The 24,906-nt window shown below is 54.6% G+C and carries 25 protein-coding genes; 20 read left to right on the top strand and 5 right to left on the bottom strand.

All coding sequences use genetic code 11. The features are described from left to right. The first annotated feature begins 102 nt into the window (after nt 1-102). From IAE30_RS18510 to IAE30_RS18530, 5 genes are all read left to right on the top strand, one after another. Nucleotides 103-1,638: an ABC transporter substrate-binding protein gene (locus tag IAE30_RS18510; protein WP_097118782.1), complete on the top strand. Its 1,536-nt coding sequence runs from the start codon at nt 103-105 to the stop codon at nt 1,636-1,638. 3 nt (nt 1,639-1,641) lie between these two features. Then, complete coding sequence (locus IAE30_RS18515; protein ID WP_045816151.1) at nt 1,642-2,562, top strand: ABC transporter permease; 921 nt, start codon at nt 1,642-1,644, stop codon at nt 2,560-2,562. Next, a complete protein-coding gene (locus IAE30_RS18520) occupies nt 2,562-3,428 on the top strand; it encodes an ABC transporter permease (RefSeq protein WP_200680619.1) in 867 nt (288 codons plus the stop codon). Before IAE30_RS18515 ends, IAE30_RS18520 begins: the two co-directional genes overlap by 1 nt. Next, complete coding sequence (locus IAE30_RS18525) at nt 3,425-4,360, top strand: ROK family protein (protein WP_200680621.1); 936 nt, start codon at nt 3,425-3,427, stop codon at nt 4,358-4,360. The genes IAE30_RS18520 and IAE30_RS18525 overlap by 4 nt, the downstream gene beginning before the upstream one ends. A 228-nt stretch (nt 4,361-4,588) precedes the next feature. Then, nucleotides 4,589-5,824 (top strand): MFS transporter, encoded by a 1,236-nt coding sequence (locus IAE30_RS18530; RefSeq protein WP_045816148.1) that lies wholly within the window; start codon nt 4,589-4,591, stop codon nt 5,822-5,824. A gap of 297 nt (nt 5,825-6,121) precedes the next feature. On the opposite strand, the gene IAE30_RS18535 is transcribed toward IAE30_RS18530, so the two are convergent. Further along, a complete protein-coding gene (locus tag IAE30_RS18535; RefSeq protein WP_200537043.1) occupies nt 6,122-7,000 on the bottom strand; it encodes a LysR family transcriptional regulator in 879 nt (292 codons plus the stop codon). A gap of 123 nt (nt 7,001-7,123) precedes the next feature. Here IAE30_RS18535 and IAE30_RS18540 point away from each other — a divergent pair, with 123 nt between their 5' ends. Next, a complete protein-coding gene (locus IAE30_RS18540) occupies nt 7,124-7,849 on the top strand; it encodes a pirin family protein (protein ID WP_200537044.1) in 726 nt (241 codons plus the stop codon). Between the two features lie 107 nt (nt 7,850-7,956). Here IAE30_RS18540 and iolG read toward each other — a convergent pair whose 3' ends face one another. Then, the gene (iolG, locus tag IAE30_RS18545; RefSeq protein ID WP_200537045.1) at nt 7,957-8,955 is read right to left on the bottom strand and encodes an inositol 2-dehydrogenase; all 999 of its coding nucleotides are present in this window, start codon (nt 8,953-8,955) and stop codon (nt 7,957-7,959) included. 238 nt (nt 8,956-9,193) lie between these two features. On the opposite strand from iolG, the gene IAE30_RS30350 reads away from it, so the two are divergent. After that, the gene (locus IAE30_RS30350; RefSeq protein ID WP_304622281.1) at nt 9,194-9,610 is read left to right on the top strand and encodes a LacI family DNA-binding transcriptional regulator; all 417 of its coding nucleotides are present in this window, start codon (nt 9,194-9,196) and stop codon (nt 9,608-9,610) included. Then, nucleotides 9,607-10,218 carry a substrate-binding domain-containing protein gene (locus tag IAE30_RS30355; RefSeq protein WP_370585622.1) on the top strand — a complete coding sequence of 204 codons (612 nt, stop codon included), beginning with the start codon at nt 9,607-9,609 and terminating at the stop codon, nt 10,216-10,218. The genes IAE30_RS30350 and IAE30_RS30355 overlap by 4 nt, the downstream gene beginning before the upstream one ends. A gap of 118 nt (nt 10,219-10,336) precedes the next feature. On the opposite strand, the gene IAE30_RS18555 is transcribed toward IAE30_RS30355, so the two are convergent. Next, nucleotides 10,337-10,552: a hypothetical protein gene (locus IAE30_RS18555; RefSeq protein WP_156150588.1), complete on the bottom strand. Its 216-nt coding sequence runs from the start codon at nt 10,550-10,552 to the stop codon at nt 10,337-10,339. A gap of 293 nt (nt 10,553-10,845) precedes the next feature. On the opposite strand from IAE30_RS18555, the gene IAE30_RS18560 reads away from it, so the two are divergent. Both IAE30_RS18560 and IAE30_RS18565 read left to right on the top strand, forming a co-directional pair. Beyond that, on the top strand, nt 10,846-12,156 hold the full coding sequence (locus IAE30_RS18560; protein ID WP_200537048.1) for an MFS transporter: 1,311 nt from the start codon (nt 10,846-10,848) through the stop codon (nt 12,154-12,156). A gap of 326 nt (nt 12,157-12,482) precedes the next feature. After that, nucleotides 12,483-13,043: a hypothetical protein gene (locus IAE30_RS18565; protein ID WP_156150589.1), complete on the top strand. Its 561-nt coding sequence runs from the start codon at nt 12,483-12,485 to the stop codon at nt 13,041-13,043. A gap of 235 nt (nt 13,044-13,278) precedes the next feature. On the opposite strand, the gene IAE30_RS18570 is transcribed toward IAE30_RS18565, so the two are convergent. Beyond that, nucleotides 13,279-13,953, bottom strand: coding sequence for a GntR family transcriptional regulator (locus IAE30_RS18570; RefSeq protein ID WP_058961675.1), 675 nt, complete (start codon nt 13,951-13,953; stop codon nt 13,279-13,281). A 114-nt stretch (nt 13,954-14,067) separates the two neighbouring features. On the opposite strand from IAE30_RS18570, the gene IAE30_RS18575 reads away from it, so the two are divergent. From IAE30_RS18575 to IAE30_RS18590, 4 genes are read left to right on the top strand one after another with little or no spacing between them, the layout of a single operon-like run. After that, nucleotides 14,068-14,748, top strand: coding sequence for a DUF2848 domain-containing protein (locus IAE30_RS18575; protein WP_200537049.1), 681 nt, complete (start codon nt 14,068-14,070; stop codon nt 14,746-14,748). 11 nt (nt 14,749-14,759) lie between these two features. Beyond that, nucleotides 14,760-16,103 carry an amidase gene (locus tag IAE30_RS18580; protein ID WP_200680623.1) on the top strand — a complete coding sequence of 448 codons (1,344 nt, stop codon included), beginning with the start codon at nt 14,760-14,762 and terminating at the stop codon, nt 16,101-16,103. Continuing rightward, complete coding sequence (locus tag IAE30_RS18585; protein WP_200537051.1) at nt 16,103-16,738, top strand: DUF4286 family protein; 636 nt, start codon at nt 16,103-16,105, stop codon at nt 16,736-16,738. Before IAE30_RS18580 ends, IAE30_RS18585 begins: the two co-directional genes overlap by 1 nt. After that, entirely contained in the window at nt 16,731-18,044 is a 1,314-nt protein-coding gene (locus IAE30_RS18590) for an MFS transporter (protein ID WP_200537052.1), read from the top strand. The genes IAE30_RS18585 and IAE30_RS18590 overlap by 8 nt, the downstream gene beginning before the upstream one ends. 334 nt (nt 18,045-18,378) lie before the next feature. On the opposite strand, the gene IAE30_RS18595 is transcribed toward IAE30_RS18590, so the two are convergent. Beyond that, nucleotides 18,379-18,996 carry a Fic family protein gene (locus tag IAE30_RS18595; protein WP_200537165.1) on the bottom strand — a complete coding sequence of 206 codons (618 nt, stop codon included), beginning with the start codon at nt 18,994-18,996 and terminating at the stop codon, nt 18,379-18,381. A 363-nt stretch (nt 18,997-19,359) separates the two neighbouring features. Between IAE30_RS18595 and mdcA the strand changes: the two genes are divergently transcribed. The 6 genes from mdcA (at nt 19,360) to IAE30_RS18625 (ending at nt 24,905) form a co-directional block, all read left to right on the top strand. Further along, nucleotides 19,360-21,015, top strand: a complete 1,656-nt coding sequence (mdcA, locus tag IAE30_RS18600) for a malonate decarboxylase subunit alpha (protein ID WP_200680625.1) — start codon at nt 19,360-19,362, stop codon at nt 21,013-21,015. Next, entirely contained in the window at nt 21,015-21,866 is an 852-nt protein-coding gene (locus tag IAE30_RS18605; RefSeq protein ID WP_200680627.1) for a triphosphoribosyl-dephospho-CoA synthase, read from the top strand. Before mdcA ends, IAE30_RS18605 begins: the two co-directional genes overlap by 1 nt. 13 nt (nt 21,867-21,879) lie before the next feature. Next, on the top strand, nt 21,880-22,179 hold the full coding sequence (mdcC, locus tag IAE30_RS18610) for a malonate decarboxylase acyl carrier protein (RefSeq protein WP_034830400.1): 300 nt from the start codon (nt 21,880-21,882) through the stop codon (nt 22,177-22,179). Continuing rightward, nucleotides 22,172-23,008 (top strand): biotin-independent malonate decarboxylase subunit beta, encoded by an 837-nt coding sequence (locus IAE30_RS18615; protein ID WP_200680629.1) that lies wholly within the window; start codon nt 22,172-22,174, stop codon nt 23,006-23,008. The genes mdcC and IAE30_RS18615 overlap by 8 nt, the downstream gene beginning before the upstream one ends. Continuing rightward, the gene (gene mdcE / locus IAE30_RS18620) at nt 23,005-23,805 is read left to right on the top strand and encodes a biotin-independent malonate decarboxylase subunit gamma (RefSeq protein WP_200680631.1); all 801 of its coding nucleotides are present in this window, start codon (nt 23,005-23,007) and stop codon (nt 23,803-23,805) included. The genes IAE30_RS18615 and mdcE overlap by 4 nt, the downstream gene beginning before the upstream one ends. A gap of 140 nt (nt 23,806-23,945) precedes the next feature. Then, nucleotides 23,946-24,905, top strand: a complete 960-nt coding sequence (locus IAE30_RS18625; protein WP_200680633.1) for an AEC family transporter — start codon at nt 23,946-23,948, stop codon at nt 24,903-24,905. The last annotated feature ends 1 nt before the right edge of the window (nt 24,906 follow it).

Here is a 24,906-nt window from a genome sequence, read left to right on the forward strand (position 1 = left end):
AAGTAAAATATATGAACTTACGTATTGGCTTTTGTTCAGAGAGTGTGCCTTATATAGCGTTGTTATTTCACCGAACATTTCAATGATTCATTGAGGGCCTTCATGCAAAGCACATTCAAGCATTTAAAGGTACTGACGCTGGCCGGTTGTATCATGGCGTCACTGGCAAGCTCGGCGGCAATGGCCAGCCAGCTGGTGATTATGCAAAACGAACCGCCACGCAGCATGGATCCGGGCAACCAGACCGCTACCTTTACCGGCACGGTGCTCGATCCCATGTATGAAGGCCTGACGCGTCTGGGTGATGACGGCAAGATTATCCCCGCGCTGGCGCTCTCCTGGAGTGCGGATAGCAGCGGGTTACACTGGACATTCAAGCTTCGCCCCAATGTGAAATTCCACGACGGCACGCCGTTTAATGCCGATGCGGTAGTGGAAAACTTCCAGCGCCATTTGGATACCAAACGCGGCCTGGCGGGCAGCGGTAAAGTCCGCACCTTTATTCAGGATGTGAAGAAAACCGATGATTTAACGGTTGAGTTTGAGCTGAAAAAAATCAATCCGGCCTTTTTAACCGTGCTGGCATCGGGACCCGGATTAATGGTCAGCCCTACCGCAGATAAAGCGGGCAGCATCAATAATAAGGCGGACGGCACCGGGCCATATAAGCTGGAGCAATATAAATCTGGCGAATATGTGCTGGAGAAAAAGAACAGTGATTATTGGGGTAAATCAAACGGCCCTGATGAAATTAAATGGACGTGGAGCAGCGAGCCTTCCGTGATGAATATGGCGCTGCAATCCGGACAGGTCGATATTATTAATCCGGTACCACCGCAATTCGCCGGTATGCTGAAAAACAATGCCAACGTGAACCTCAAACAGTCGCCGGGGGCGGCCGTGTTCTGGGTGGATCTCAATACGCAAAGCAAAGCGTTGAGCGACGTACGTGTGCGTCAGGCGCTGAACTTTGCTACCGACCAGCAGGCGCTGGTGAAAGCCATCATGTTTGGCTATGCGCAGCCGGCTAACTCTTCACTGGCACCGGTCGATGCCAACTACGATAAGAATCTGAAGGATTACCCTTACGATGTGCAGAAAGCCAAAGACTTGCTGAAAGCGGCGGGCTACCCGGATGGCTTTAGCATGTCAATTGCTGTTCAGGCACCGGATGCGCGCACCGCGCAGGTGTTGCAGGGGCTATGGGCTAAAATCGGCGTGAAGTTGAATGTGCGCCAGATGGAAAGCGGCGTCTGGACCAAAGCCGCCTTCGCGGATGCCAAAGAGAAAGCCCAGCAGGGCACCGATGCGGTGCTGGCGTCGTGGTCCTCTGGTTTATACGGTTCCGATTTGCAACTGCGCCCGCTGTATCATAGCGCCAGCTTTGCACCGGGCGGCGCGAACCTCGGCTTCTTCAGCGATAAGCAAACTGATGACCTGATCGATACCGCCGCCTCCACGCTCGACGATGCGAAACGCAAAGATCTCTACTTCCAGGCACAGAAACAGATCAGCGGGCTGGCTCCGCAGGTGCTGTTGTTCTATCAGGATGACCTCTATGCCTCGCGCAAAAACATCAGTGGCGTCACCATGCAGCCAGGCGGACAGATTGTGGTTCGTGATGCAGTGAAGAACTGATTGATGAAAGCGTACGTTGCGAAAAAGGTGCTCTCGCTGCCGCTGATTATTTTCGGTGTGTCGATCATCGTATTCATCGCCATCCGCGCGCTGCCGGGCGATCCGGCGCGCCTGATGGCGGGACCGGAAGCACCGCAGGAAGCGGTGGATAACATGCGCATCCGGCTGGGGTTGGATCAGCCGCTGCCGCTGCAATACGTCAAGTTTGCCACTGAAGCGTTGCACGGCAATTTGGGTGACTCTTTGCAGTCGCAACGTCCGGTGATCACCGAAATCAGTGAGCGCTTGCCTTACACCTTATCGCTGGCGGCGCTGGCGTATCTGCTGGCGATTGCCATCGGCGTACCTGCGGGTATGACTGGGGCGATTTATCGCCAGCGGATTCCCGATCAAATCGTGATGGTGCTGACCATTGCGGGCGCGTCGATAGCCAACTTCTGGCTGGCGCTGCTGGCGATGAACTACTTTGCGGTGGAACTCGGCTGGCTGCCACTGTTGGGCGCGGACTCATGGAAAAACTACGTGATGCCTACCGTCACGCTGGCGATTTTACCGATGGCGATGATCGCCCGTATGACGCGATCCAGCATGCTGGATGTGCTGAGTCAGGACTACATCCGCACGGCCAAAGCCAAAGGATTGTCGTCGGCGAATATCCACTGGAAACATGCGCTGCGCAACGCCTTGATCCCGATTGTCACCATCGTTGCGCTCAACTTTGGCAGCTTGATTGGTGGCGCAGTCGTGACGGAATCGGTGTTTAACTGGCCCGGAATTGGTCGCCTGCTGGTGGACTCGGTGAAATACCGCGATTACCCGGTCATTCAGGGGGTTACGCTGGTCGCCGTCACGGGCGTGGTACTGATGAATCTGTTGGGTGAAATACTGATTGGCCTGCTCAATCCAAAAATAAGGTTCGACTGATGCACAGCCTTGATACCGCTTTAGTGCCTGCGCAGTCGCGCGGTCGCCAGCTTCTGCGTTTCCTGCTGAACAATCCGTCGATCACGATGGGCGGCGGGTTAGTGCTGTTGGTGGTACTGGCGGCAGCGCTGGCACCGCTGCTAACCCATTGGGATCCGATCGAGCAGGATCTGCTGAATACGTTACAGGCCCCGTCTGCTGCGCACTGGTTTGGCACAGACGACTATGGACGAGATATTTTTTCCCGGGTGATCTACGGTGCGCGTATCACGTTATTTGAAGTCGCCCTGAGCGTCGCGCTATCCATGGTGATTGGCATTCCGCTCGGTATCGTTTCCGGTCTGGCCGGGCGTAAAATCGATGCGCTGATTATGTGGGTGATGGACATCATCTTTGCCTTTCCGGGCATTGTGTTAGCCATCCTGATTGTCAGCGTACTGGGTGAAGGCCTGGCGAATATGTTAATCGCGATTTCGCTGTTCTCGATTCCGGTATATGCGCGTCTCAGCCGCAATTTAACGCTGGGCCTGAAGAACATGGAGTACATCGAAGCGGCACATATGCTCGGTGTGCGCTACCCCCGCATCATTACCCATTACATTCTGCGCAACGCCATTGGTCCGCTGATTGTGCAATCGACGCTGACAGCGGGCGCAGTGGTGCTGTCGGCGGCGAGTCTGTCCTTTCTGGGTTTAGGCGTGCAACCGCCGATGCCGGAGTGGGGCACCATGATGAGTGATGGTCGCAATTTCCTTGGGCTGAATATTTACGTGTCGCTGTTTCCCGGTCTGGCGATTTTGATTACCGTGCTCGGCTTTAATGTGCTGGGCGACGGCCTGCGCGATGTGATGGATAAACGTTTATGAGTACAACCCCGACAGTGATTTGCCTCGATCTGGGCGGTTCCTTTGTCAAACTGGGCGTGATGGATGTGCAGCAGCAGTTGACGCTTCTCGATCAGCAAAAAATTCCCGCCGACAGCTGGGCAGCGTTTACCGCGCTGATCGGCCGCCTGATTGAGCAACATCAGCAGCATTTCAGCACGGATTCACCGCTGGCAATTTCAACCGCAGGCATCGTTGCACCCGATACCGGAGAGATGTTTGCCAGCAATATTCCGGCTTTTCACCAACGCAATCTCAGCCAGTCACTGGGCGAGTTACTGCAACGCAACGTGATCGTGCATAACGATGCCGACTGTTTCACCTTCGCGGAAGCGCACGCTGGCGTCGGCAAAGGGCATAAAGTGGTGTTTGGTGCCATCCTCGGTTCCGGTGTGGGCGGCGGTTTGGTGGCGGATGGGCGAATCATCACCGGGCAAAATGGCCTGACGGGTGAATGGGGCCATGGTCCGATTACGCTGACCGAAGTGGACATTGAAGGCGAGACAATACGCTTGCCGCGCCAGCCTTGTCCCTGCGGTCAAAAAGGCTGTCTCGATAGCTACGGCGGCGCACGCGGTCTGGAGAATCTCCATCGCACGTTGCATAACGTCAATGCGAGCAGCATCGACATTACCACCGGCTGGCAACAGCAGGAAAACAAGGCAAAACGCACCCTTCAGGTGTGGCTACAACTCGTGAGTCAGCCGCTGGCCTACACCATCAATATCACCGGCGCTTCGCGGGTGGCGGTGGGCGGAGGATTGGCTTCAGTTAAGCCGCTGATGGAAGCGTTAAATGAGGAAGTGCAGCGTTATGTGCTGCGCAGCACTCTGCATCCGTTGGTGGTGCCAGGGGCATTTGCACATAATGGTGGGATGATCGGAGCGGCGCTGCTGGCGCGACAGATCGCTTAAGGAACATCGTTACTCTGCAGCGATGTCAGTAAAGATGCCCTTGCTTTGCGCCGTGATGGGCGCAAAGCGGCTGATTGACGATCAATTAGCGGCCACATAATTCTCTGCCATCGAATTTTCATCCAAATCAGTTATCATAAGCAGCTAAATCCTTTCAGTCTCAACGATGGTGGCCTTCAATGCCGCCACGATTGTGATTGGATTCTTCACCTGCGTTACTGGAAAACCATGTCATCTGCACAACCTCAACTTAATCAGCTGCCGGAGCAGGCATCGCTGCCGCGCGCCAGTGTGCTGAAAGCGCTGTTTGCGCTCGGCACCGGTGGCTTTGCCATTGGTACCGGCGAATTCGTCATTATGGGCCTACTGCCCGATGCTGCCACCGGTCTCAATGTTTCCATTCCCACCGCGGGCCACCTGATCAGTATCTACGCGCTGGGTGTCGTGATCGGCGCACCGCTGCTGGCTGTGCTCGGCGCGCGTGCCTCTCGTCGTAATTTCCTGATGACGCTGATGGGCCTGTTTGCTGCGGGTAACTTGTTTAGTTCAGTGGCGCCGGGCTACTACTCAATGCTGCTGGCTCGTTTCCTCGCTGGCTTCCCACATGGCACTTTCTTTGGCGTGGCGGCGCTGGTGGCGGCCGGACTGGTGGAGCGCAAAAAGCGTGCCCAGGCGGTGTCGATGGTGCTGTTTGGATTGACCATCGCGAATTTGCTCGGCGTGCCCGCTGTGACAGCCATTGGGCAGGTTTTTGGCTGGCGTGAAGCGTTCGCGATTGTTGGCGTGTTAGCGCTATTGACCATGGTGCTGGTGGGCCTGTGGGTGCCGAACGTGGCCGGTGATAAAACGGCCAGTCCGCTGCGAGAGCTGTCGGCGCTGACGCGTAAGCAGGTATTGCTGACGCTGGCGATTGGCGCGATCGGCAGCGGTGGCCTGTTCTCCGTGTTCAGCTACGTTAAACCCACGCTGACCGAGCTGGCGCAGATGCCGGTGAGTTGGATCCCGGCGGTGCTGGCGCTGTTTGGCCTCGGCATGATCATCGGTAACGTAGTGGGGGGGCGTCTGGCTGATCGCGGGCTGGAGAAAACCATTCGTATGGTGCTGATCTGGTCGGTGTTGGTGCTGAGCGCCTTTGTGTTCACCGCGCACTATGCGTTTGCCGGTTCACTGAATGTGATGCTGGTCGGCACCATGGTGGCACTGGCGAGCGTACTGCAGATCCGTTTGATGGATGTCGCAGGCGATGCGCAAACCATGGCGGCGGCGTTGAATCATTCCGCATTTAACCTTGCGAATGCGCTCGGCGCATGGCTGGGTGGCGTGACCATCTCAGCGGGCCTTGGCTGGCAGTCTACGGGTTGGGTCGGTGCGATTCTGGCGGTGTTGGGTTTGCTGATCCACGGTGTCGCCGTGCGCGATGCACGGAGAAAGTCGATTACGTTTGCGCATGAGGGCGGGGTTTAACGGCCCTTCTATGTAGGCTTGAACGTGGTCCCGTAGCCCCTCTGCGGCTACCGGACCGTCCTCGCGCCGCTGACGCGGTGCCATCGGCTTCCACGTCGTGCCGACGGATCGTTCGGGTAAGGCCGTCCTGGCCAACCCGAACTGACTGTCGCATCCCTGCGACGGGCTCCTGACCCATCGTAAAAGCCTCTGCGCTGAGGATAGCCCGGCAGCCGCAGAGGTGCTTAGGCCATAAGCAGGGTGCCATTTTTAACATCACGTCATTGTGCTTTTCAGCAGGTTGGGGTTTAAGCTGCGTCATCCTGCCAACTTTTCCTGCAAAAACGCCATAAAAACTCTGTTCACTTCGCTGCGCTGTCGATGCTGTGGATAGAGCGCGTTCAGGTTGAGTGAGGAAGGCTGCCACTCATCCAGCACCGTCATCAGCTCACCGCTGGCTAAGGCCGGTGCCACAATAAATTCCGGCAGCAGAATCAAGCCTAATCCGGCCACCGCCGCATCACGCAACATCTCGCCATTGTTGCTCACCATCGGGCCCTGCACTGCCATCACCTTGCGTTTGTCGCCGTTATACAGCTCCCAACCGGTCTGGCTTTCACGTCCATAGCGTAAACAGGCGTGATTGAGCAGATCCTCCGGTTCACGTGGTGCGCCCGCGCCCTGAATGTATGACGGGCTGCCGCAGATCACGCGGCGAAATACGCCGAGGCGTTTGGCGATCAGGCTGGAGTCGGGCAGGGTGCCAATACGGATCGCCATATCGAAGCCTTCACCGACCATATCGACGTAGCGGTCCGCCAACTCTACCTGAAACTGCAATCCGGGATGCTGGCTAAGGAATTCGGCGATATAGGGCGACAAATGGCTGATACCAAACGACATCGGCACGCTGAGTCGGAAGCTGCCTTGCAACACCTGGCGCCGCCCGGACACCGCCAGTTCGGCTTCCTGCACATCGTCAAGAATGCGTTGCGCGTGCTGGGCAAACACCTGACCGTTGTCGGTGACCGATAGCTTGCGTGTGTTGCGATTCAAAAGGCGTGCGCCGAGGGATTCTTCCAGTGCAGCAATACGACGGCTAACGTACTGCTTCGACAGCATCAGTTGCTCGGCGGCGGCGGTAAAGTTGCCGGCCTGGATTACAGCGACATAAATCCGAAGATCTTCTATCTGCATATTGTCCACTTATTGGTGACAGTCATTGTCAGGTTAGCGCATTGTTGAGCAAATCAGTTTACGTATACTGATCCTCATTCGGAAGGGCAAACGCCTTACCACAGCATATTTGAGGAGCAAATCATGATTGAACAACGTCTGTCAGAACAACGCGGCGTGGGTGACCACGGTTGGCTGAATTCGCATCACACTTTTTCTTTCGCCAACTATTGGGATCCAAAACAAACGGGCTTCTCCGATTTGCTGGTCATCAACGATGATCGTGTTGCACCGGGACGTGGCTTTGGTGCGCATCCGCACAATAATATGGAGATCATCTCCTATGTGCTGGAAGGGGCGCTGGAGCACAAAGATTCGATGGGCACTGGTTCGGTGATCGTCCCGGGTGATGTGCAGTTAATGAGCGCGGGCAGCGGCGTCACGCACAGCGAGTTCAACCACTCGAAAAGCGATAACGTGCACTTCCTGCAGATCTGGATTGTTCCAGGCGAGCGCAACACTCAGCCGGGTTATCAGCAGATTTCCGTGCCAGAGCGTGAGAAACGCGGCCAGTTGCGTTTGATTATCTCGCCAGAAGGGGAAGAGGGCAGCTTGAGCGTACGTCAGGATATTCGCATTTATGCAGGATTCTTTGACGGTGAAGAGCAGCAGACTTTCGCGTTGGGTGCCGATCGCTATGCCTATATTCACGTGGCCCGCGGCAGCATCGAAGTGAACGGTGTAAAATTCAAACAAGGTGACGGTGCGCGCGTGCGTAACGAAACGGCCCTGCAGTTCAGCAAAGGTTATGATGCCGAGGTATTACTGTTTGATCTGCGTCCGCTCGAAGTGAATCATCCACAGCGTTAATTAAAGTCAGGGCGTCTTAAAGGACGCCCTGACGCATAATGCGTTATCCATCCCTATTGGCAGCCGTTGAAGGGACGAACCCGGGCTCGCCCGCTATCGGCACCGCTTTACAGCAACGACTGCGGCGCTACCGGCTTGCCGGTTTTCAATGACTCCAGCGCGGCATCCGCCAGCAGTAACGCCTGCAATCCATCATTCCCGCTGGGATAATGACCTTCACCTTTGACCAGCGCTTCGATCAAGGTCGCGAGTTCATTGCGATAAGCTTCGGCATAACGCTGCAGGAAGAAGTGCTGCGGCTTCTGCGCCACCACGCCATTGGCAACGGATTTCACTAATTGTGACTCCAGCTGATTCGTCACCTGTAACATCCCTTCGCTACCGTGTACTTCAATACGCTGATCGTAACCATAGCTGGCACGACGGCTATTAGTGATCACCGCCATCTTGCCGCTGGCGCAGGTCAGGGTTACCACTGCGGTATCCACATCGCCCAGCGCTTTAATCTCAGGATCCACCAGTGCAGCTGCGCTGGCAAACACCGATACCGGCTCTTCATTTAACAACCAGCGTGCCATGTCGAAATCATGAATCGTCATATCACGGAACAGGCCGCCAGAGACTTTAACGTACTCGGCAGGCGGTGCGCCTGGGTCACGCGAGCTAATGGTCACCAGCTCGGTTTCACCAATCTCGCCATCACGCAGACACGCCTGCAGGTGCGCCATGCTTGGGTCAAAGCGACGGTTGAATCCCACCATCAGCGGCACGCCCGCTTTGCGCACTGTGGCTAAACAGCTCTGCACGCGTTCCAGGCTCAGGTCTACCGGTTTTTCACAGAAGATGGCTTTTTGGGCGCGGGCGGCGGCTTCAATCAAATCTGCGTGGGTGTTAGTGGCGCTGCAAATCGCCACCAGATCAATCGAACTGTCCGCCAGTATGGTGTCGAGGTCCGCCACTTGAGCGCCGTATTTCTCGGCCAGCGCATTGGCGGCAGGGGCGTAAACATCCATCACATACGCCAGACTGCACTGCGGGTGGGCGGCGATATTCCCGGCATGAATTTGTCCAATACGGCCAGCACCTAAGAGAGCAACTTTTAGCATTTTTCTTTCCTATTAAGGGCGACAGGTGATGGCGCTATTAATCGACTTAGCGTGCGGTTAAGTCAAAACAAAGTCCAAAACGAAGGGTGAAAGGATGAGGCCAATCACATATAAATTTGAGGTTTATCACCTCAAAATCAAACTAATTAAGTAAATACAGTATGTTATATCGATTTGATTTCTTTAGACTTATCAAGGTATTGTTGCCATCACGAGGTGGATAACATCAGGAACCGTCATGGCACTGCACAACTGGAAATCACCTTCCATCAAGGATATCGCGCAGGAAGCGGGTGTCAGTCCGGCCACGGTGGATCGAGTTCTTAATGGACGTGAAGGCGTGCGCGACGTGACGCGCAAGAAAGTGGACTCTGCCATGGCGCGGCTAGGTCTGCAGTCGGAGGGAGAGAGCCGCAGTGCCGGTGTTCAGCGCGTGGCGATCATCTGCGAATCGGGTAGCAGTTTTGGCGGTCAGCTTGAGCGCCAGGCGCGCGTGGTGATGGCGGATCGCCCGCAATTGCACATCAGTATGGATACCTTGCCGAGTGTCCAGTTTAACGCCGACCGTTTCAGCCAATTGATCACCCGCCGCGCCAGAGAAGCCAGCGGCATTATTCTGGTATGCCGTGACGATGTGAAAATTAATCGCGGGTGAAAGCCGCCATTGACGATGGCGTGCAGGTGATTTGCCTGACCAGCGATCTACCGAATTCCCGCCGTACCGCTTATGTCGGTATCGACCAAATCGCCTCTGGAGCGACCGCCGGTTGGTTTATGGGCCGCATGCTGCCGCCGCAGCAACCAGGCAATATTTTATTGATTTGCAGTTCGACTTATCGCACCCAGGAGGAGCGCGAAATCGGCTTTCGCCGCGTGCTACGCGAATCATTTCCGTGGCTGACGATCCGTGACCGCGTCAATATCAACGACGAAGCGGAAACGGCCTGGCACAGCGTGAAAAAGTGGCTGGAAGAGGGGAAACCGCTGGCCGGAATTTACAACACGGCGGGAGGGAATGAAGGCGTCGCCAGAGCGCTGGAAGCGTTTGGTGTGCAGGATCAGGTTATTTTCACCGGGCATGAGTTGAGTGAATCGAGTCGCTTACTGCTGGAGACAGGCACGATGGATATGGTGCTGGGACATGATATGCGGCGGGAGATTGAGCAGTGTCTGGCGATATTTGAACAGCCGTTGAGTGAGCGCTCATCGGCGGATGTGAAAACGCCGTTGCTGATTTACCACCGCTATTCGTACTTCTCATAAGCGTCGATCATGATTAACGATGAATGGTGTCAATAAAAATACTTTAAGTCATTTTGCAGAGACTATCAGCACCCCAATTCTCACGGTCAGGTCTGGAACGGCACCATAGGTATCAGCATCATTCAGCAAACTCGCTGAATCGCCAGCGGGCATTCCCTCTCCCTGGATTGAATTGCTCGGCTTGATAACGAGCAAGATGAATACGATGCAGTAAAGAGCCTGCTGATAGTTTGATGATTGAAATATCAAGTGAGGGATGCGGTGCGGGGATGATTTCCCCTGCCGTTAAACTGGACAGGGGAGGTGATTGCTTTTGCTCTGGCTGTTTATCCATGTTCAATCTAACCAGCATTTCACCATTAATAGCGACCTTGTTGCATGTCATGTTACGGCATCAGGTTACACCTGCTGTTTCAGCCACCAATCCGAATCAATCATCCCGCCAAAAATCGTATGGCTGAACTTGATGGCTCTAAAACCGGTGAATTGTGCCCCTGCGATCACGCCGTAAGTAACACAGTTTCTTAACATTCATCCCAGTGATTAAGATCGCAATAATTATTACCAAACTCTCTTTAATAAGGAGCCATAAAGCTTACGCATGGTTGCGCAAAAAGAGAGGGCGTTATGCACGAGAAAATCCCCGGAACACGTTGGTATCGCGTTATTGCCCCGATTTTAATTACCTGCATCATCTCGTTTATGGACCGCGTAAATATCAGCTTTGCGCTGCCAGGCGGCATGGATCAGGATCTGGCGATCACCAGTCAGATGGCCGGTATGGTCAGCGGCATCTTCTTTATTGGTTATCTGTTCTTACAGGTACCGGGCGGACGAATCGCGGTGAATGGCAGCGGTAAACGCTTCATCGCCTGGTCACTGATCGCGTGGATGGTGGTCTCCATCGCCACCGGTTTTGTCACTAACCACTACCAACTGCTGGCGCTGCGCTTTGTGCTGGGTATCTCCGAAGGCGGCATGCTGCCGGTGGTCCTTACCATGGTCAGTAACTGGTTCCCGGAAAAAGAACTCGGACGCGCCAATGCCTTCGTGATGATGTTCGCGCCGCTGGGTGGCATGTTTACTGCGCCGATTTCCGGATACATCATCAATGTGCTCGACTGGCGCTGGCTGTTTATTATTGAAGGCATGCTCTCTGCAGCGGTGTTGCTGGTGTGGTGGCTGGTGATCGCCGATCGCCCGGAAGAAGCGCGCTGGCTCCCTGCCCGTGAGAAAGCGTATCTGTTACGGGAACTGACCCGCGAACGCGCCGCCCATCGCAGCGCTGCGCCAGTGAACAAAGCGCCATTGAAAGCAGTTTTCCGTCATTCTGGCTTGATGAAGCTGGTGGCACTGAACTTCTTCTATCAGACCGGCGATTACGGCTACACGCTGTGGCTGCCGAGTATCCTGAAAAATCTTACCGGCACAAATATGGCGGGGGTCGGCTTATTAGCGGCAATCCCGTTTGTGGCCACTATCCTGGGTATTTATGCGATTTCGTGGCTCAGCGACCGCACGGGAAAACGCCGTTTGTGGGTGATGGTTTCCCTGTTCTGCTTTGCCGCCGCGCTGCTGGCTTCGGTGGTGCTGCACAGCAATATCGTCGCATCTTACATTGCGCTGGTGGTGTGCGGTTTCTTCCTGAAAGCGGCAACCAGCCCGTTCTGGTCGATTCCCGGCCGTATCGCCTCGCCAGAAGTGGCGGGTGGTGCGCGTGGCGTGATCAACGGGCTGGGTAATCTGGGCGGGTTCTGCGGGCCGTATCTGGTCGGCATGATGACGATGCTGTATGGGCAAAGTGTGGCGGTGTGCTGGCTGGCGGGATCGCTGGTGGTGGCCGGCATTATTACGGCATTGCTGCCGCGTAATTGCGATATCAATCCGTCGGCTCCGCGTGAAGCCGGGGCGGATGATCGGCTGATGAGCGTGAAGTAAAGGGTTGCGCTGCCGTTAGCAGCGCAACTCTGGCCTTGCAGACACCATTTAAGAGTGGCACGTAAAGTTCATTAAGAACGGCGTGCCAAATTCATTACATTCAAATTTATCGAAGATTCTTTCTCTATCAAACCCCAATTATTTGAATAAATTAACCCTAATCGGCATATCTCATTGCTGGTGCGTAAGTATTACGCTAAGAACACGCAAGCGAAATGAAATAACCCTGCGCGGCAGGATATGAAAGGTGTATGATTTTTTTGAGGCTTAAGTCCAATGTAAATCAGAAAAAACCTAATTCATTGCAACATTGCGTGAGTATTCGTATGCCACTGACTAACGCCAGGGTACTTAATCTGGGAACGACTTCGCTCGTGCTGTATTCAGATTGCCAATATACCGTAGCCGGTATTTCAGCCATGATGCGTGAGAGATTTCCACAGCAACCCACCGACAGTACCATCATTATCGTCAATGCCTGCTCGATGTCTCTGGAGGCAAGAATGAATGATGTTTTCGTATTACGAAAAAGATATGGCGAGCGCGCATTTATTTTTGTGCTGACGCAGGATAAAGACAATTACGAGATCTATTCCCGTATTCACTTTGTTTCGCTGAGATCATCAGCCAATGCGCTACTGTGTTACATCATGAGTGCGGTGATATTGCATGAAAGTAGAGCCGTCAGGCTATCGTTGCAAAGTATGCAAATCATCTACATGAAATCACTGGGTGTCGAGATTGCGGATATTGCATCACTGATGAACAGAAGTTATTCAACGATAAAAAACAACTTTTCATACTGCAAAAGGCGTTTGCATATCAGGAGTTCATTCTCTGAACGAGCACTGATCTATATTGCGAAAGGTATTGTCTGTAAACAATAATAAGGCAGGTCATGTCACAACTGGTTTTGGTTTTTATATTATGTTTAGTCCTGGCATTTTCAATTTATGCCATCGTTAATGGTAAAAAGAAAAAGCGCTTTTACAGCAGAAAAATTTCAAGTCGCCGCTAGATTCGACAGCAAGATTGAATCCCCCAGTGACCGCGAGTCGGTTGCTGGGTGCCTTGCCAACATAAGCGCTTAACGCCTGGTTACGAGGAAAATTTCCGGAGAAATCAGGTCGAGAGCAGGGCACGCTTAAACGAGAAAATATGAGCTCGGGCGGCATCGGCCGCTCGTTGCGTGTCACCGGATTCCAGCGCGTCAATAATCTCATTATGCTCCGCAATGACTTCATCCATATGGACAACATTGGACAACGTTGTCGCCCAAAAGCGCTGTGCCTGCGCATGAATCACACTCAGAATATCTGACAGCCGACTGTTTCCGGCGATATCCGCCAGCACCTGATGAAATTCGCGATCCAGCAACATCATTTCTTCGCGGCTACGTGATTCGCTCGCTCTGGCGATTTGCTGGTTCAGTTCGCGCAGCTGTTGAATGTGTGAATCAATGACTTTCTGACTGGCTAGTTCGACACACAGGGTTTCATTGACCAATCGCACCTCAATTAACTCCAGTGCATCATCTATCGACAAAGGCGCCACCATTACGCCTTTGCGCGGGATGATCTGCAACAGCCCCTCGGTGGCCAGCCGATGAATCGCTTGATTGATCGGCGTTCGGCCCATTGCCAAATCGTCCATCACCTGAGCGGTATTTAAATACTCCCCCGGTTTGTAGCGAAGCGTGATGAGCTTGTGCCTGAACGCCAGATAAGCCTGTTCATTCAAAGAGAGGCTCTTTTCCCGGCTGGCTGGGTTCACATTTTCAGTAACTGACTCACTCATCACGACGTTCCTTTTTTTGCCAATGAGACATATTACACAAAAATCTGGCATGAAAATCGCTAGTTTGAAAACACAGTGAAATTTCACAGTGATTTTTCTAATGGAGATCATCACATGCACCTTCAGTTCACAACCGGCGATGAAGCCGCTAGCACGCTCGATGTCGAGGTTTCCCATTTCATTATTGCGGGTTGGGCCGGACGCGATAGTGATGCGGTGTTGCACCATATCAGGGAGCTTGAGGCGCTGGGCGTGCCCGCTCCCGGTGCAGTACCGTTGTTTTATCGCGTCGCGACCAATCAACTGAGCCAGCAGCCACTGCTGGAAGTGGTCGGCAATGAAACTTCCGGGGAAGCCGAACCCTTTGTATTTTTCCATCGGGGTGAGTGGTGGGTCTCCCTCACCTCAGATCACACCGATCGTTATCTGGAAACCTTCAGCGTTGCCCTCTCCAAACAGGCCTGTATTAAACCGGTTGCCAGCAAAGCCTGGCGCATGAGCGAGGTGGTTGAGCACTGGGATGCGCTGGAGCTGACCTCGTGGATAAAAGAGCAAGGCGAATGGGTGGTTTATCAGCAGGGCACGCTGGCCTCATTACTGACACCACAAGATCTGCTGTCCCGCTATCTGAACGGCAGCCCGGCTAAAGAAGGGGTGGCGATGTCCTGCGGCACCCTGAGTGCGATTGGCGGTATTCGTCCCTCCAGTGAATTCCGCATGGCACTGCACGATCCACGATTGAACCGCACGCTGGAACACGCTTACTGCACTGGCGCGCTGCCAGTGGTCGCTTAAGGAGCATGCTAATGACCACACTCTGGCAAGCAAGTCAGCAGCTTCAGGCAGGTAATGCGTCTCCTGAAGCTTTTACTGAATTGGCATTGCGCGCAGCGCAGGATCCGTCAAAAGAGGGGGATCTTGTTTTCACCACCCGCTATGCCACCCAGGCTGCTCAACAGTCAACAGCAGCGAGTGCGCGCTGGCAAACCCAGCAAGCCTTTAGTGCTATTGATGGGCTGCCTGTCAGCATCAAAGATCTGTTTGATGTGCAAGGCGAGCCAACCACAGCGGGTTCACATTTGCTCCTGAATGCAGAACCAGCGGCAGCGAATGCCCGCGTGATCGATCGCTTACATCACGCCGGGGCGGCGATTGTCGGTAAAACCAACATGACAGAATTTGCCTTTTCCGGGCTGGGTATCAATCCGCATTACGGCACACCGGCTAATCCGTGGCGTCGCGAAGACAAACGCATTCCGGGCGGTTCTTCTTCTGGTGCGGCTGTCGCCGTGGCAGACGGCATGTGCCTGGGCGCTATCGGCACTGATACGGGTGGATCGGTGCGCATTCCTGCTGCGCTGTGCGGCTTGACCGGCTTCAAACCCACCGCGAATCGCATTAATCAGGTGGGTACGTTACCGCTCTCTGCTTCACTCGACAGTATCGGCGTGATTGCCCATGACGTACGCAGCTGCTGGCTGCTGGACAGCGTTATCGCAGAACAGCCGCTGGCACTCCAGCAGCTTGAGTTGTGCAATGCGCGTTTCGCCATCCCGCAGACCCGTGTACTGGATGGACTCGACCAAGACGTTGCGCTGGCCTGGAAACACGCTATCGCGGTGCTGGAACAGGCGGGGGCCACCCTCATTGCACTGCCACTTGAAGAGCTGGATGAGTTGAACAGTATGAATGCGCGTGGCGGCATTACTGCCTACGAGGCATGGCAGTGGCATCAACAATTCGCACTGGCGCAACCCGAAGCTTACGATCCTCAAGTGTTAGTGCGTGTGCAACGTGGCAGTTTGCTGACGGAGCAAGATGCCAGTGAACTTCATCAACAGCGGAAAGCGTGGCAGCACCGCATCAATAGCGCGCTGGCAGACTTTGACGCCTTACTGATGCCCACCGTTCCACGTATCGCGCCGACCATCGCTTCTCAGGACGATGCGCAGCAGTACATGGAGGTCAATGCTTTGATGCTCCGCAACACCAGCGTGATCAACATGCTGGACGGCTGTGCGCTCTCTTTACCCTGCCATCAAGCCGGTTGTGCGCCGGTTGGCCTAAGCCTTGCTTCTGTTCATGGTGATGACGCCCGCTTAATCAGCTGGTCGCTCGCCGTGGAAACTGCCCTCAACTGGAGATCCTGATGATGACTCAATCCCACGGCATGCTGTTTGTCGCCACCAACATTGGCGCTGAAGACGAAGCGGACTTCAACCAATGGTATGACCATGAACATGTAGAAGAGCGCGTCGCGATCAGTGGCTTCTTAAGCGGAACGCGCTATCAGGCTATCCATGCCGAGCGCAAATATCTTGGTCTGTACGAAACCGAGGCGCTGGAAGCCTTTACCAGCGCGGATTATCACGCGGCCTTCACTCGCCAGACCGAATGGTCAGTGAAAAATCTGCAAAAGATGGTTAATCCAATGCGTCGGGTCAGCGCGATCACCCATAAGCATGGCAAAGGGACCGGCAGCCAGCTGGCGGTGGTAACGCTGAAAGCGCTGGATGCCAGCGTGTTGACTGCGTGGCAGCAGCAAATTAGCCCTACGCCGGGCTATGTTGCTTCCAGTTTACTCACCCCGGATGTTGTGCTCAGTTCTCCGTTGCCGATGGAGAGCAAAGAACAGCGTCAAATGCTGCCCATGCTGCTGATTCACTGCAGTAACGCATCAAGTTGTGACCAGCTGGCCTCACAGGCAGCGGAACTGATGATGGGCGATGTTCAACGCTATGCCTTTAGCTGGCAGTTAACGAAACAGGAGATGGCACATGGCTAATACAGACTCTTCATTACAGCAGGCGCTGCGTGATAAGCGTACCGCTTCAAAAACCGGCCGTCTGGCCGCCGCCAGTTCTATCGGCACTGCGCTGGAGTGGTATGACTTTACCGTTTACAACATCATGGCCGCGCTGGTGTTTAACCATGTGTTCTTCCCGAGTTTTGATCCACTGGTCGGCACCATTCTGGCATTTTCAACCTATGCGGTAGGCTACATTTCTCGTCCGCTGGGCGGTTTTGTATTTGGTCATTTGGGTGATGTCGCTGGGCGCAAAGCGGTGCTGATCATTACGCTGGTGATCATGGGCGTCACCACCGCATTAATGGGTTTGCTGCCTGGTTATGCCGTGTGGGGCATCTGGAGTCCGGTGTTGTTAGTGGCGCTGCGATTTGTGCAGGGTATTGCGCTGGGCGGCGAATGGGCGGGTGCCGTTTTACTGTCGATGGAGCACGGTGATGCGGATAAACGTGGGCGTAATGCATCTTTTGCACAGGTGGGACCTTCCTGCGGAACCTTGATTGGCACCGGTTTTATCACCCTGGTGACGGTGATGATGAGCGGCGATCAGTTTCAGGCATGGGGCTGGCGCATTCCATTCCTGCTGAGTCTGTTGCTGGTGCTATTTGGATTGTGGCTGCGTCGTGGCGTGGAAGAGACACCGACCTTCGTCGCGATGCAGGCTGCGGAAAAAACGACGCATACGCCACTGAAAGAAGTGTTCGTCAACTATCCGAAACAGCTGCTGATTGCGGGTGGATCGCGTATCGGTTCCGATGTGCTCTACGCGCTGGTGGTGGTGTTTACCCTGACGTATGTCACCACCGTATTGCAGCTGCCACGTCCGCTGGCATTGATGGCCACGATGTTGGGTGCAATAGGGAATGCTATTACCGTCCCGATGTTCGGCGCGCTATCAGATAAATGGGGACGCCGCCCGGTATACATCACGGGTGCTGTGTTGGCCATCGTCTGGTCTTTCGTGTTCTTCGTGTTGTTAGACAGCACGCAGCCGGTGCTGATTGTGCTGGCGGTAATAGGAGGGCTGCTGATCCATGCGATCATGTATGGTCCGCAGGCCGCATTCGTTACCGAGCAGTTTCCCAGTCACGTTCGTTATGCCGGATCGTCACTGGCTTACACGCTGGCCGGTATTGTTGGCGGTGGATTTGCACCGTTGATCATCACCACGCTCTATAAAGAAATGGGCAGTACGCTGTGGGTGTCGCTGTATGTCACGCTGGCATTGTTGATCACGCTGTTTGCCGTGTGGAAGGCAAAAGAGACGGCGCATAAGCCGTTGTAAATGAAACACTCGCGCCGTTACCGCGGCGCGACATATCCAATACAAGAAATCTGCCGATTTTTGCTCTGCTAAGCCGCTTGAAACAATATCGAAAAATGTGATGTTATTTTGAAAGCTTGATAGAATGTTGAATTGTATCCTGTGGGTAATAGCAAAATAGAGAGGGTTTGATGAGTAATAACCGAAATGAGCAGGTCACCTATGCGAAGCCCTCTCGTGCGGATATTGCCCGTTCTGTCGCTACGTCTACGGCGGTGGAAACAGGTCAGCCATCCGCTAAAATTGAAGCCTCGCTCGAGGCAGCCCGAAAAAAATTTGCACATCTTCGCCTGGCTTAGTTGCTTTTCAATGCTTTACGCACCCAATGTTTCATTGGCTCGTAATCCATTGACATACCTGAATGTATGGCTGAAATGTACTGGGCTTTATTGCATTCCCAGCTTTGATAATTAAGTGTTTTAAATCCGGCCTGTACCGCCATCACATCGGCTAAAAGTCGCGCTAATCGTCCGTTCCCCTCTCTAAATGGATGGATCAGTATTATCTCAACATGCGTTATCGCGATGGCCTCAATGATTTGTTGTTCACTCATCTTTGAGCATGGAGTCAGTTGTGTAAGATACTTCGAGTCGAATTCGTTCAGCAGTTTTGGTAACTGAGCGGAAGGTGCAAACATAAAGCCGCCTTTGCTGATGTTGACTGTCCTCTCTTGCCCAGCCCATTCGTATATGTTGCCTAACCAACGACGATGCCAGGATTTAATCATCGCAACATCAATTTGCTTCATAGGAAATGCTTCTTCGAAAATTGATCGATAAAGCTGCTCTAGTAATACGAGCTCGGCGCCATCCATCTCTTCAGCATTGGCAATCCCCAGTTTATTTAGCAATACCTGCTCGCCAGACTCATTTTCATATTTTCCCTCACTATTTGAAACGTTGTATCGATTCATTGATTCGCTCGAAGTTAGATAAGGTGATAGGGAATCATAACCTTCAATAAAAATAGTGACAATCACCGATAAATCAATACATTATACTTGTGATGTGAAAATGTATTTTTCTTTATTTTTTGTGAGTGGGCTTAGAAAATCATGTGAGTCGCATACGCATTACTTCCCCCAATTTTCGAAGTCGGGTTTCCACCACTCATATAAATTTCCCCTAATCGTTGATCGACCGCAAATTTCTGTCCTCTCAATCATTACTCTCAGGCTAACGATCACATCCTCAGGTTGATTGATGGCTGAACGGCTTAAGACCACACTTTCCTGCATTGACGTCATCAAGATATTCGCTCATTCAGGAGGTTAGTCATGTCATCAGGACAACAAACGGCGCGAGTGTGGAATACGCGCCGCATCGAAAAACAGCGGCGGCAGGCGTCAGTGCTGGTGCAGGGTAAAGTGTTACCCACTGAACATATGGTCGAGATGCTGGAAAAATTAATCTCGCCAGGTGATCGCGTCGTATTGGAAGGCAATAACCAGAAACAAGCCGATTTCCTCTCACGCATGCTGGCCGAGGTCAACCCGCAAGTCGTGCACAATCTTCATATGATCATGCCGAGCGTGGGCCGCAGTGAACACCTCGACATCTTCGAAAAAGGCATCGCCCGCAAGCTCGACTTCTCTTTCTCCGGCACGCAGAGCCTGCGTATTTCGCAGCTACTGGAAGACGATCAGCTGGAAATCGGCGCGATTCATACCTACATCGAACTCTACTCCCGCCTCTACGTAGACCTCGCACCGAATGTCGCGCTGATCGCCGGATACAAAGCTGACCGTAAAGGCAATCTCTACACCGGGCCAAGTACCGAAGACACGCCAGCATTGGTTGAAGCAGCTGCTTTCCATGACGGGATTGTGATCGCGCAGGTTAACGAACTGGTGGATGACGAGTGTGATCTGCCGCGCGTCGATATCCCAGGCTCATGGATCGATTACGTGGTGGTTGCCGACAAACCCTTCTTTATCGAACCGCTTTTTACCCGCGATCCGCGACTAATCAAACAGGAACACATACTGATGGCGATGATGGCGATAAAAGGCATCTACGCCGAACATCAGGTGCAATCGCTCAATCACGGCATTGGTTTCAATACCGCCGCCATCGAATTGCTGCTACCAACCTACGGTGAGCAACTCGGTCTGAAAGGCAAAATTTGTAAACACTGGACGCTGAACCCGCACCCCACCTTAATTCCCGCCATTGAAAGCGGCTGGGTCGAAAGTGTGCACTGCTTCGGCGGTGAACTGGGTATGGAAGAGTACATCCGCGCGCGCCCGGATATCTTCTTCACCGGAGCCGATGGCTCGATGCGCTCTAACCGCGCGATGTGCCAGCTGGCGGGTCAGTATGCCGTCGATATGTTTATTGGCTCAACGCTGCAAATCGATGGTCTGGCAAATTCCTCAACGGTCACGCGCGGTCGCCTTTCTGGCTTCGGTGGCGCGCCGAATATGGGCCACGATCCGCACGGTCGTCGTCATGCAACCGCCGCCTGGCTGGCGATGAAAAATGGCGAAGATGCCATGGAACGCGGCCGCAAGCTGGTGGTGCAGATGGTGGAAACCTTCCAGGCCGGCGTGAAGCCGACTTTCGTCGAGAAACTCGATGCGATTGAGGTCGCGAAAAATGCCGGGATGCCGCTGGCACCGGTGATGATCTACGGCGATGACGTGACGCACGTCCTGACGGAAGAGGGCATTGCCTATCTGTATCGCGCGCAGGATCTTGAAGAGCGTCGGGCGATGGTGGCAGCGGTGGCCGGGATTACCGACATCGGTCTGGGAGTGGATGCCAAACGCGTCGCTGAACTGCGTCGCAGCGGCAAAGTGGTGTTCCCGGAAGATCTCGGCATTCGCCGCGCGGATGCCACGCGTTCGCTGCTGGCGGCCGGTAGCGTGGCCGACCTGGTCGAATGGTCTGATGGCCTTTACAACCCACCGGCAAAATTCCGGAGCTGGTAATGAAACGACTCGCGCCGCAATCGGTTGAAAGCCGCCTGCATCAACTGGCACAGCACGCCACCGATTGCCTGATCGAAGAAGTGAACCTGACGCCGAAACCGGGGCTGGTGGATCGTCGCGGTAGCGGCGCGCATCAGGATCTCTCGCTGGCGCTAATGGAACGTTCTGCACGCAGCCTGACGCCGACCTTTTATGCACTGGCGCAACAGTGCTGGCAGCGTCCAGCGGATATCGCTTTGCGCGAAACCGTTGGCCGTCTGGGCCGCGAAGGAGAGCGCCAGATGATGGCCGCCACCCATGGGGTGAATACCCATCGTGGCGCCATCTGGGCATTGGGTCTGCTGGTCAGTGCGGCGGCGATGCAGAGCGGTGATGCGAACAGTGAACAACTTTGTATTCGCGCCGCTGAACTGGCTTGCTTACCGGATCGTCATGCCCCGAAAACCTTTAGTAAAGGGCTGCGTGCGGTGCATCGCTTTCAGGTGCCAGGCGCACGTGAAGAGGCACAGCAGGGCTTTCCGCACATCACACAACGGGCGCTGCCGCAGTTATGGCGCAGTCGTGAATCTGGAGCCAGCGAAACCGAGGCGCGGCTTGATGCGTTGATGGCGATTCTCACCTCGCTCAGTGACACCTGCGTGCTCAACCGTTCAGGCATGGACGGTTTGCTGACCTTACAACGTGGTGCGCACGCGGTGTTACAGGCGGGTGGCACTGCGCACATAGCGGGTCGTCAGGCTTTACAACAACTGGATAGCGCGATGCTGGCGCTGAATGCGTCTCCCGGCGGCGCGGCTGATTTACTCGCTGCCACGCTGTTTATCGATCGCGTCAGCATCGCCACTCATTGATTAAGAGGTTGCTATGGAAAAGATAACGTTGTCTTACCCGGCACGTCGCACGCTCAGCGGAAATGCGCTGGCGGGCGTAGTGGGATCGGGTGATATGGAAGTGCTGTACCGCGCGGATAACAGTGCCGTGCTCAGCGTGGCGATCACCACTTCGGTGGATAACAGCAAAGCGCGATGGGATGCACTGTTCAGCCGCCTGGCGGAACTGACCGAGCTACCGGCGGGCCAGCTGGTGATCCATGATTTCGGCGCCACGCCGGGTGTCGCACGTATCCGTATCGAACAGGTGTTTGAGGAGGTGAATCATGCGTGATGACAGCAGCTTTATTGAATTACGCGCCCGTCAGCGTGCACTGGCATTGCTGGATAGCGGCAGCGCGCGCGAATTGCTCGATCCGTTTGAAGGCGTCATGTCACCGTGGCTGGAAAAGCAGGGCATTGTGCCGCAGGCCGATGACGGCATGGTAGTGATGAAAGGCACGCTTAACGGTAATCCTACCGTAGCAATAGCTATTGAAGGTACCTTCCAGGGCGGCAGCATGGGTGAAGTTTCCGGCGCGAAGATGGCCGGTGCGCTGGAGTTGGCGGCTGAAGACAATCGCAACGGCATTCCGACGCAAGCCATTCTGTGTCTGGAAACCGGCGGCGTGCGCTTGCAGGAAGCCAATTTGGGGCTGGCGGCGATTGCGGATATTCACGCCGCCATCGTCGATCTGCGTCAATACACCCCGGTGATTGGCATTGTTGCCGGGACCGTTGGCTGCTTTGGCGGGATGTCGATTGCCGCAGCGCTGTGCAGCCATCTGATTGTGACGCGTGAAGCCCGTCTGGGATTGAATGGCCCGCAGGTGATTGAGCAGGAGGCGGGCATTGATGAGTATGACTCGCGTAACAGACCGTTCATCTGGAGCATGACCGGTGGCGAGATTCGCTATCAAAGCGGGCTGGTCGATGCGCTGGTGCCAGACGGTGTGCAGGCGGTGAAAACGGCAGTGGATGCCGCGTTAGCACAAGGGGTTCCGGCACAGCATCGCAGCGAAAACTATGCATTTTATCTTGAGCGTTTAAGCCACTTCGATACCGCTCAACAGGCCAGCACAGCCACCATTCATCAGGTCTTCCATCCGGAGGTGAAATCATGAGCGCACACAACAGTCGGGGTGAGCTGTGGCTCGGCCAGTTAACCGCCGGAGCGGCCCGCCACACTGGGCTTTGCCCGTCCGTGCAGGTCGCAGATGCCGAGCTCAATGGCGAAACCGCCCGTTACATTGCTGTCGTTCCGGATGCGCACAATCGCTATCCACGCGCTGCGCAGGGTGAAGTGGGCCTGCTGGAGGGCTGGACGCTGGCGAAAGTGGTGCAGGAAACCCTCGCGGAAGACGCTGCCAACGCCGTGAAACGGCCGATTATCGCGGTGATTGATGTGCCGAGTCAGGCTTATGGCCGGCGTGAAGAGGGCTTTGGTATTCATCAGGCATTGGCCGGGGCCGCCGGTGCGTATGCGCAAGCGCGTCTGGCCGGGCATCCGGTGATAGGGCTGATTGTGGGTAAAGCGATGTCCGGTGCATTTCTGGCGCATGGCTATCAGGCCAATCGACTGATTGCCTTTAACGATCCGGCGGTGCAGGTACATGCCATGGGTAAAGCCTCGGCGGCGCGTATCACCCTGCGCACCGTGGAGGCGCTGGAGAAACTTGCCGCCAGCGTGCCACCAATGGCCTATGACATCGGTAATTACGCCACGCTCGGCCTGTTGTCGTCGCTGCTGGACATCACCCATCCGGATGCGCCGACGGCCGAAGAGGTCACGCGCGTTAAAGCCACGCTGGCGGAAGCGATTGACGATACGCGCCGTGTGCCTGGCCGGGGTTCGCGCCTGGCGGCACCCCATCGTCAAAGCTCGGCGCTGGTACGCGAACGTCTGCGCGCCAGCTGGTAACACCCTAATAATAAAAAGCATTAAATCAACCTGCCAGCTGTCAGTATGCCGGGCGCACGCGGCGTCCGGCCTCTGCGGCAACTGATAAATTCAACACCATCGCGTCAGTACTCACTCTTTTAATAACAAACAGGTGATTTATGACTTACGTGATTCTGCATGCTCTGGCTCCGATCTTCATTATCATGTTGCTCGGATTCTGGGCCGGCAAAGCCAAAATGGTTGATAACAAGAACGTCTCTTTGCTCAATATTTTTGTGATGGATTTTGCGCTGCCCGCCGCGTTGTTTAGCGCTACGGTGCAAACGCCGTGGAGCGGGATTGTGGCGCAGATGCCGCTGATTGTGGTACTGACGCTGGCGATGTGGCTGGCCTATACGGTGCTCTATTTCGTTGCCACTAAAATCTTCAAAAAATCACCACAGGATGCGGCTGTATTGACGCTGACTGTGGCGTTGCCTAATTACGCGGCGCTGGGTTTACCCATCCTTGGCAGCGTGGTGGGAGAAGGTTCGGCGACATCACTCTCTGTTGCCGTCTCCATTGCCTGCGGTTCAGTGCTGATGACCCCCTTCTGTCTGCTGATACTCGAACGTGAAAAAGCGCGCTCGGCGGGAGAAACACAACGCTCCACGCTGGCGATGCTGCCGGTGCTGATGTGGCGCTCGGTGAAAAAACCAATTGTGCTGGGGCCCCTACTGGGCGTGGTGCTGTCGGCGATTGGCATCAAAATGCCGGATTTGGTGCTGGCCGCGATCAAACCACTCGGTCTGGCGGCCACAGCCGCCGCACTGTTCCTCACCGGGGTGATCCTGTCGGCACGTCAGCTGAAGATCAACAGCATGGTGATCAGTTCCACCGTCACCAAACTGCTGATCCAACCGTTGCTGGCGTGGGGGATTGTGATGCTGTTTGGCCTGCACGGCACCGTGGCGATTACCGCGATTCTGATGATTGCGCTGTCAGCCGGTTTCTTTGGTGTGGTGTTTGGTAACCGCTTTGGTGTGCAATCACCAGATGCAGAAGCGGTGCTGTTACTCAGTTCGCTATTGTCGATTGTGTCACTGCCGCTGTTTATTAGCTTAACTTCAGGAATGTAAT

It is taken from the genome of Pantoea sp. S61, assembly GCF_016625145.1.
In the GTDB taxonomy this organism is placed as follows: domain Bacteria; phylum Pseudomonadota; class Gammaproteobacteria; order Enterobacterales; family Enterobacteriaceae; genus Pantoea; species Pantoea rwandensis_B.

What these genes read in the sequence shown, in the direction of transcription:
- IAE30_RS18510 (WP_097118782.1), top strand. Translation starts at nt 103, where the DNA reads ATGCAAAGCACATTCAAGCATTTAAAGGTACTGACGCTGGCCGGTTGT.
- IAE30_RS18515 (WP_045816151.1), top strand. Translation starts at nt 1,642, where the DNA reads ATGAAAGCGTACGTTGCGAAAAAGGTGCTCTCGCTGCCGCTGATTATT.
- IAE30_RS18520 (WP_200680619.1), top strand. Translation starts at nt 2,562, where the DNA reads ATGCACAGCCTTGATACCGCTTTAGTGCCTGCGCAGTCGCGCGGTCGC.
- IAE30_RS18525 (WP_200680621.1), top strand. Translation starts at nt 3,425, where the DNA reads ATGAGTACAACCCCGACAGTGATTTGCCTCGATCTGGGCGGTTCCTTT.
- IAE30_RS18530 (WP_045816148.1), top strand. Translation starts at nt 4,589, where the DNA reads ATGTCATCTGCACAACCTCAACTTAATCAGCTGCCGGAGCAGGCATCG.
- IAE30_RS18535 (WP_200537043.1), bottom strand. Translation starts at nt 7,000, where the DNA reads ATGCAGATAGAAGATCTTCGGATTTATGTCGCTGTAATCCAGGCCGGC.
- IAE30_RS18540 (WP_200537044.1), top strand. Translation starts at nt 7,124, where the DNA reads ATGATTGAACAACGTCTGTCAGAACAACGCGGCGTGGGTGACCACGGT.
- iolG (WP_200537045.1), bottom strand. Translation starts at nt 8,955, where the DNA reads ATGCTAAAAGTTGCTCTCTTAGGTGCTGGCCGTATTGGACAAATTCAT.
- IAE30_RS30350 (WP_304622281.1), top strand. Translation starts at nt 9,194, where the DNA reads ATGGCACTGCACAACTGGAAATCACCTTCCATCAAGGATATCGCGCAG.
- IAE30_RS18555 (WP_156150588.1), bottom strand. Translation starts at nt 10,552, where the DNA reads ATGGATAAACAGCCAGAGCAAAAGCAATCACCTCCCCTGTCCAGTTTA.
- IAE30_RS18560 (WP_200537048.1), top strand. Translation starts at nt 10,846, where the DNA reads ATGCACGAGAAAATCCCCGGAACACGTTGGTATCGCGTTATTGCCCCG.
- IAE30_RS18565 (WP_156150589.1), top strand. Translation starts at nt 12,483, where the DNA reads ATGCCACTGACTAACGCCAGGGTACTTAATCTGGGAACGACTTCGCTC.
- IAE30_RS18570 (WP_058961675.1), bottom strand. Translation starts at nt 13,953, where the DNA reads ATGAGTGAGTCAGTTACTGAAAATGTGAACCCAGCCAGCCGGGAAAAG.
- IAE30_RS18575 (WP_200537049.1), top strand. Translation starts at nt 14,068, where the DNA reads ATGCACCTTCAGTTCACAACCGGCGATGAAGCCGCTAGCACGCTCGAT.
- IAE30_RS18580 (WP_200680623.1), top strand. Translation starts at nt 14,760, where the DNA reads ATGACCACACTCTGGCAAGCAAGTCAGCAGCTTCAGGCAGGTAATGCG.
- IAE30_RS18585 (WP_200537051.1), top strand. Translation starts at nt 16,103, where the DNA reads ATGATGACTCAATCCCACGGCATGCTGTTTGTCGCCACCAACATTGGC.
- IAE30_RS18590 (WP_200537052.1), top strand. Translation starts at nt 16,731, where the DNA reads ATGGCTAATACAGACTCTTCATTACAGCAGGCGCTGCGTGATAAGCGT.
- IAE30_RS18595 (WP_200537165.1), bottom strand. Translation starts at nt 18,996, where the DNA reads ATGAATCGATACAACGTTTCAAATAGTGAGGGAAAATATGAAAATGAG.
- mdcA (WP_200680625.1), top strand. Translation starts at nt 19,360, where the DNA reads ATGTCATCAGGACAACAAACGGCGCGAGTGTGGAATACGCGCCGCATC.
- IAE30_RS18605 (WP_200680627.1), top strand. Translation starts at nt 21,015, where the DNA reads ATGAAACGACTCGCGCCGCAATCGGTTGAAAGCCGCCTGCATCAACTG.
- mdcC (WP_034830400.1), top strand. Translation starts at nt 21,880, where the DNA reads ATGGAAAAGATAACGTTGTCTTACCCGGCACGTCGCACGCTCAGCGGA.
- IAE30_RS18615 (WP_200680629.1), top strand. Translation starts at nt 22,172, where the DNA reads ATGCGTGATGACAGCAGCTTTATTGAATTACGCGCCCGTCAGCGTGCA.
- mdcE (WP_200680631.1), top strand. Translation starts at nt 23,005, where the DNA reads ATGAGCGCACACAACAGTCGGGGTGAGCTGTGGCTCGGCCAGTTAACC.
- IAE30_RS18625 (WP_200680633.1), top strand. Translation starts at nt 23,946, where the DNA reads ATGACTTACGTGATTCTGCATGCTCTGGCTCCGATCTTCATTATCATG.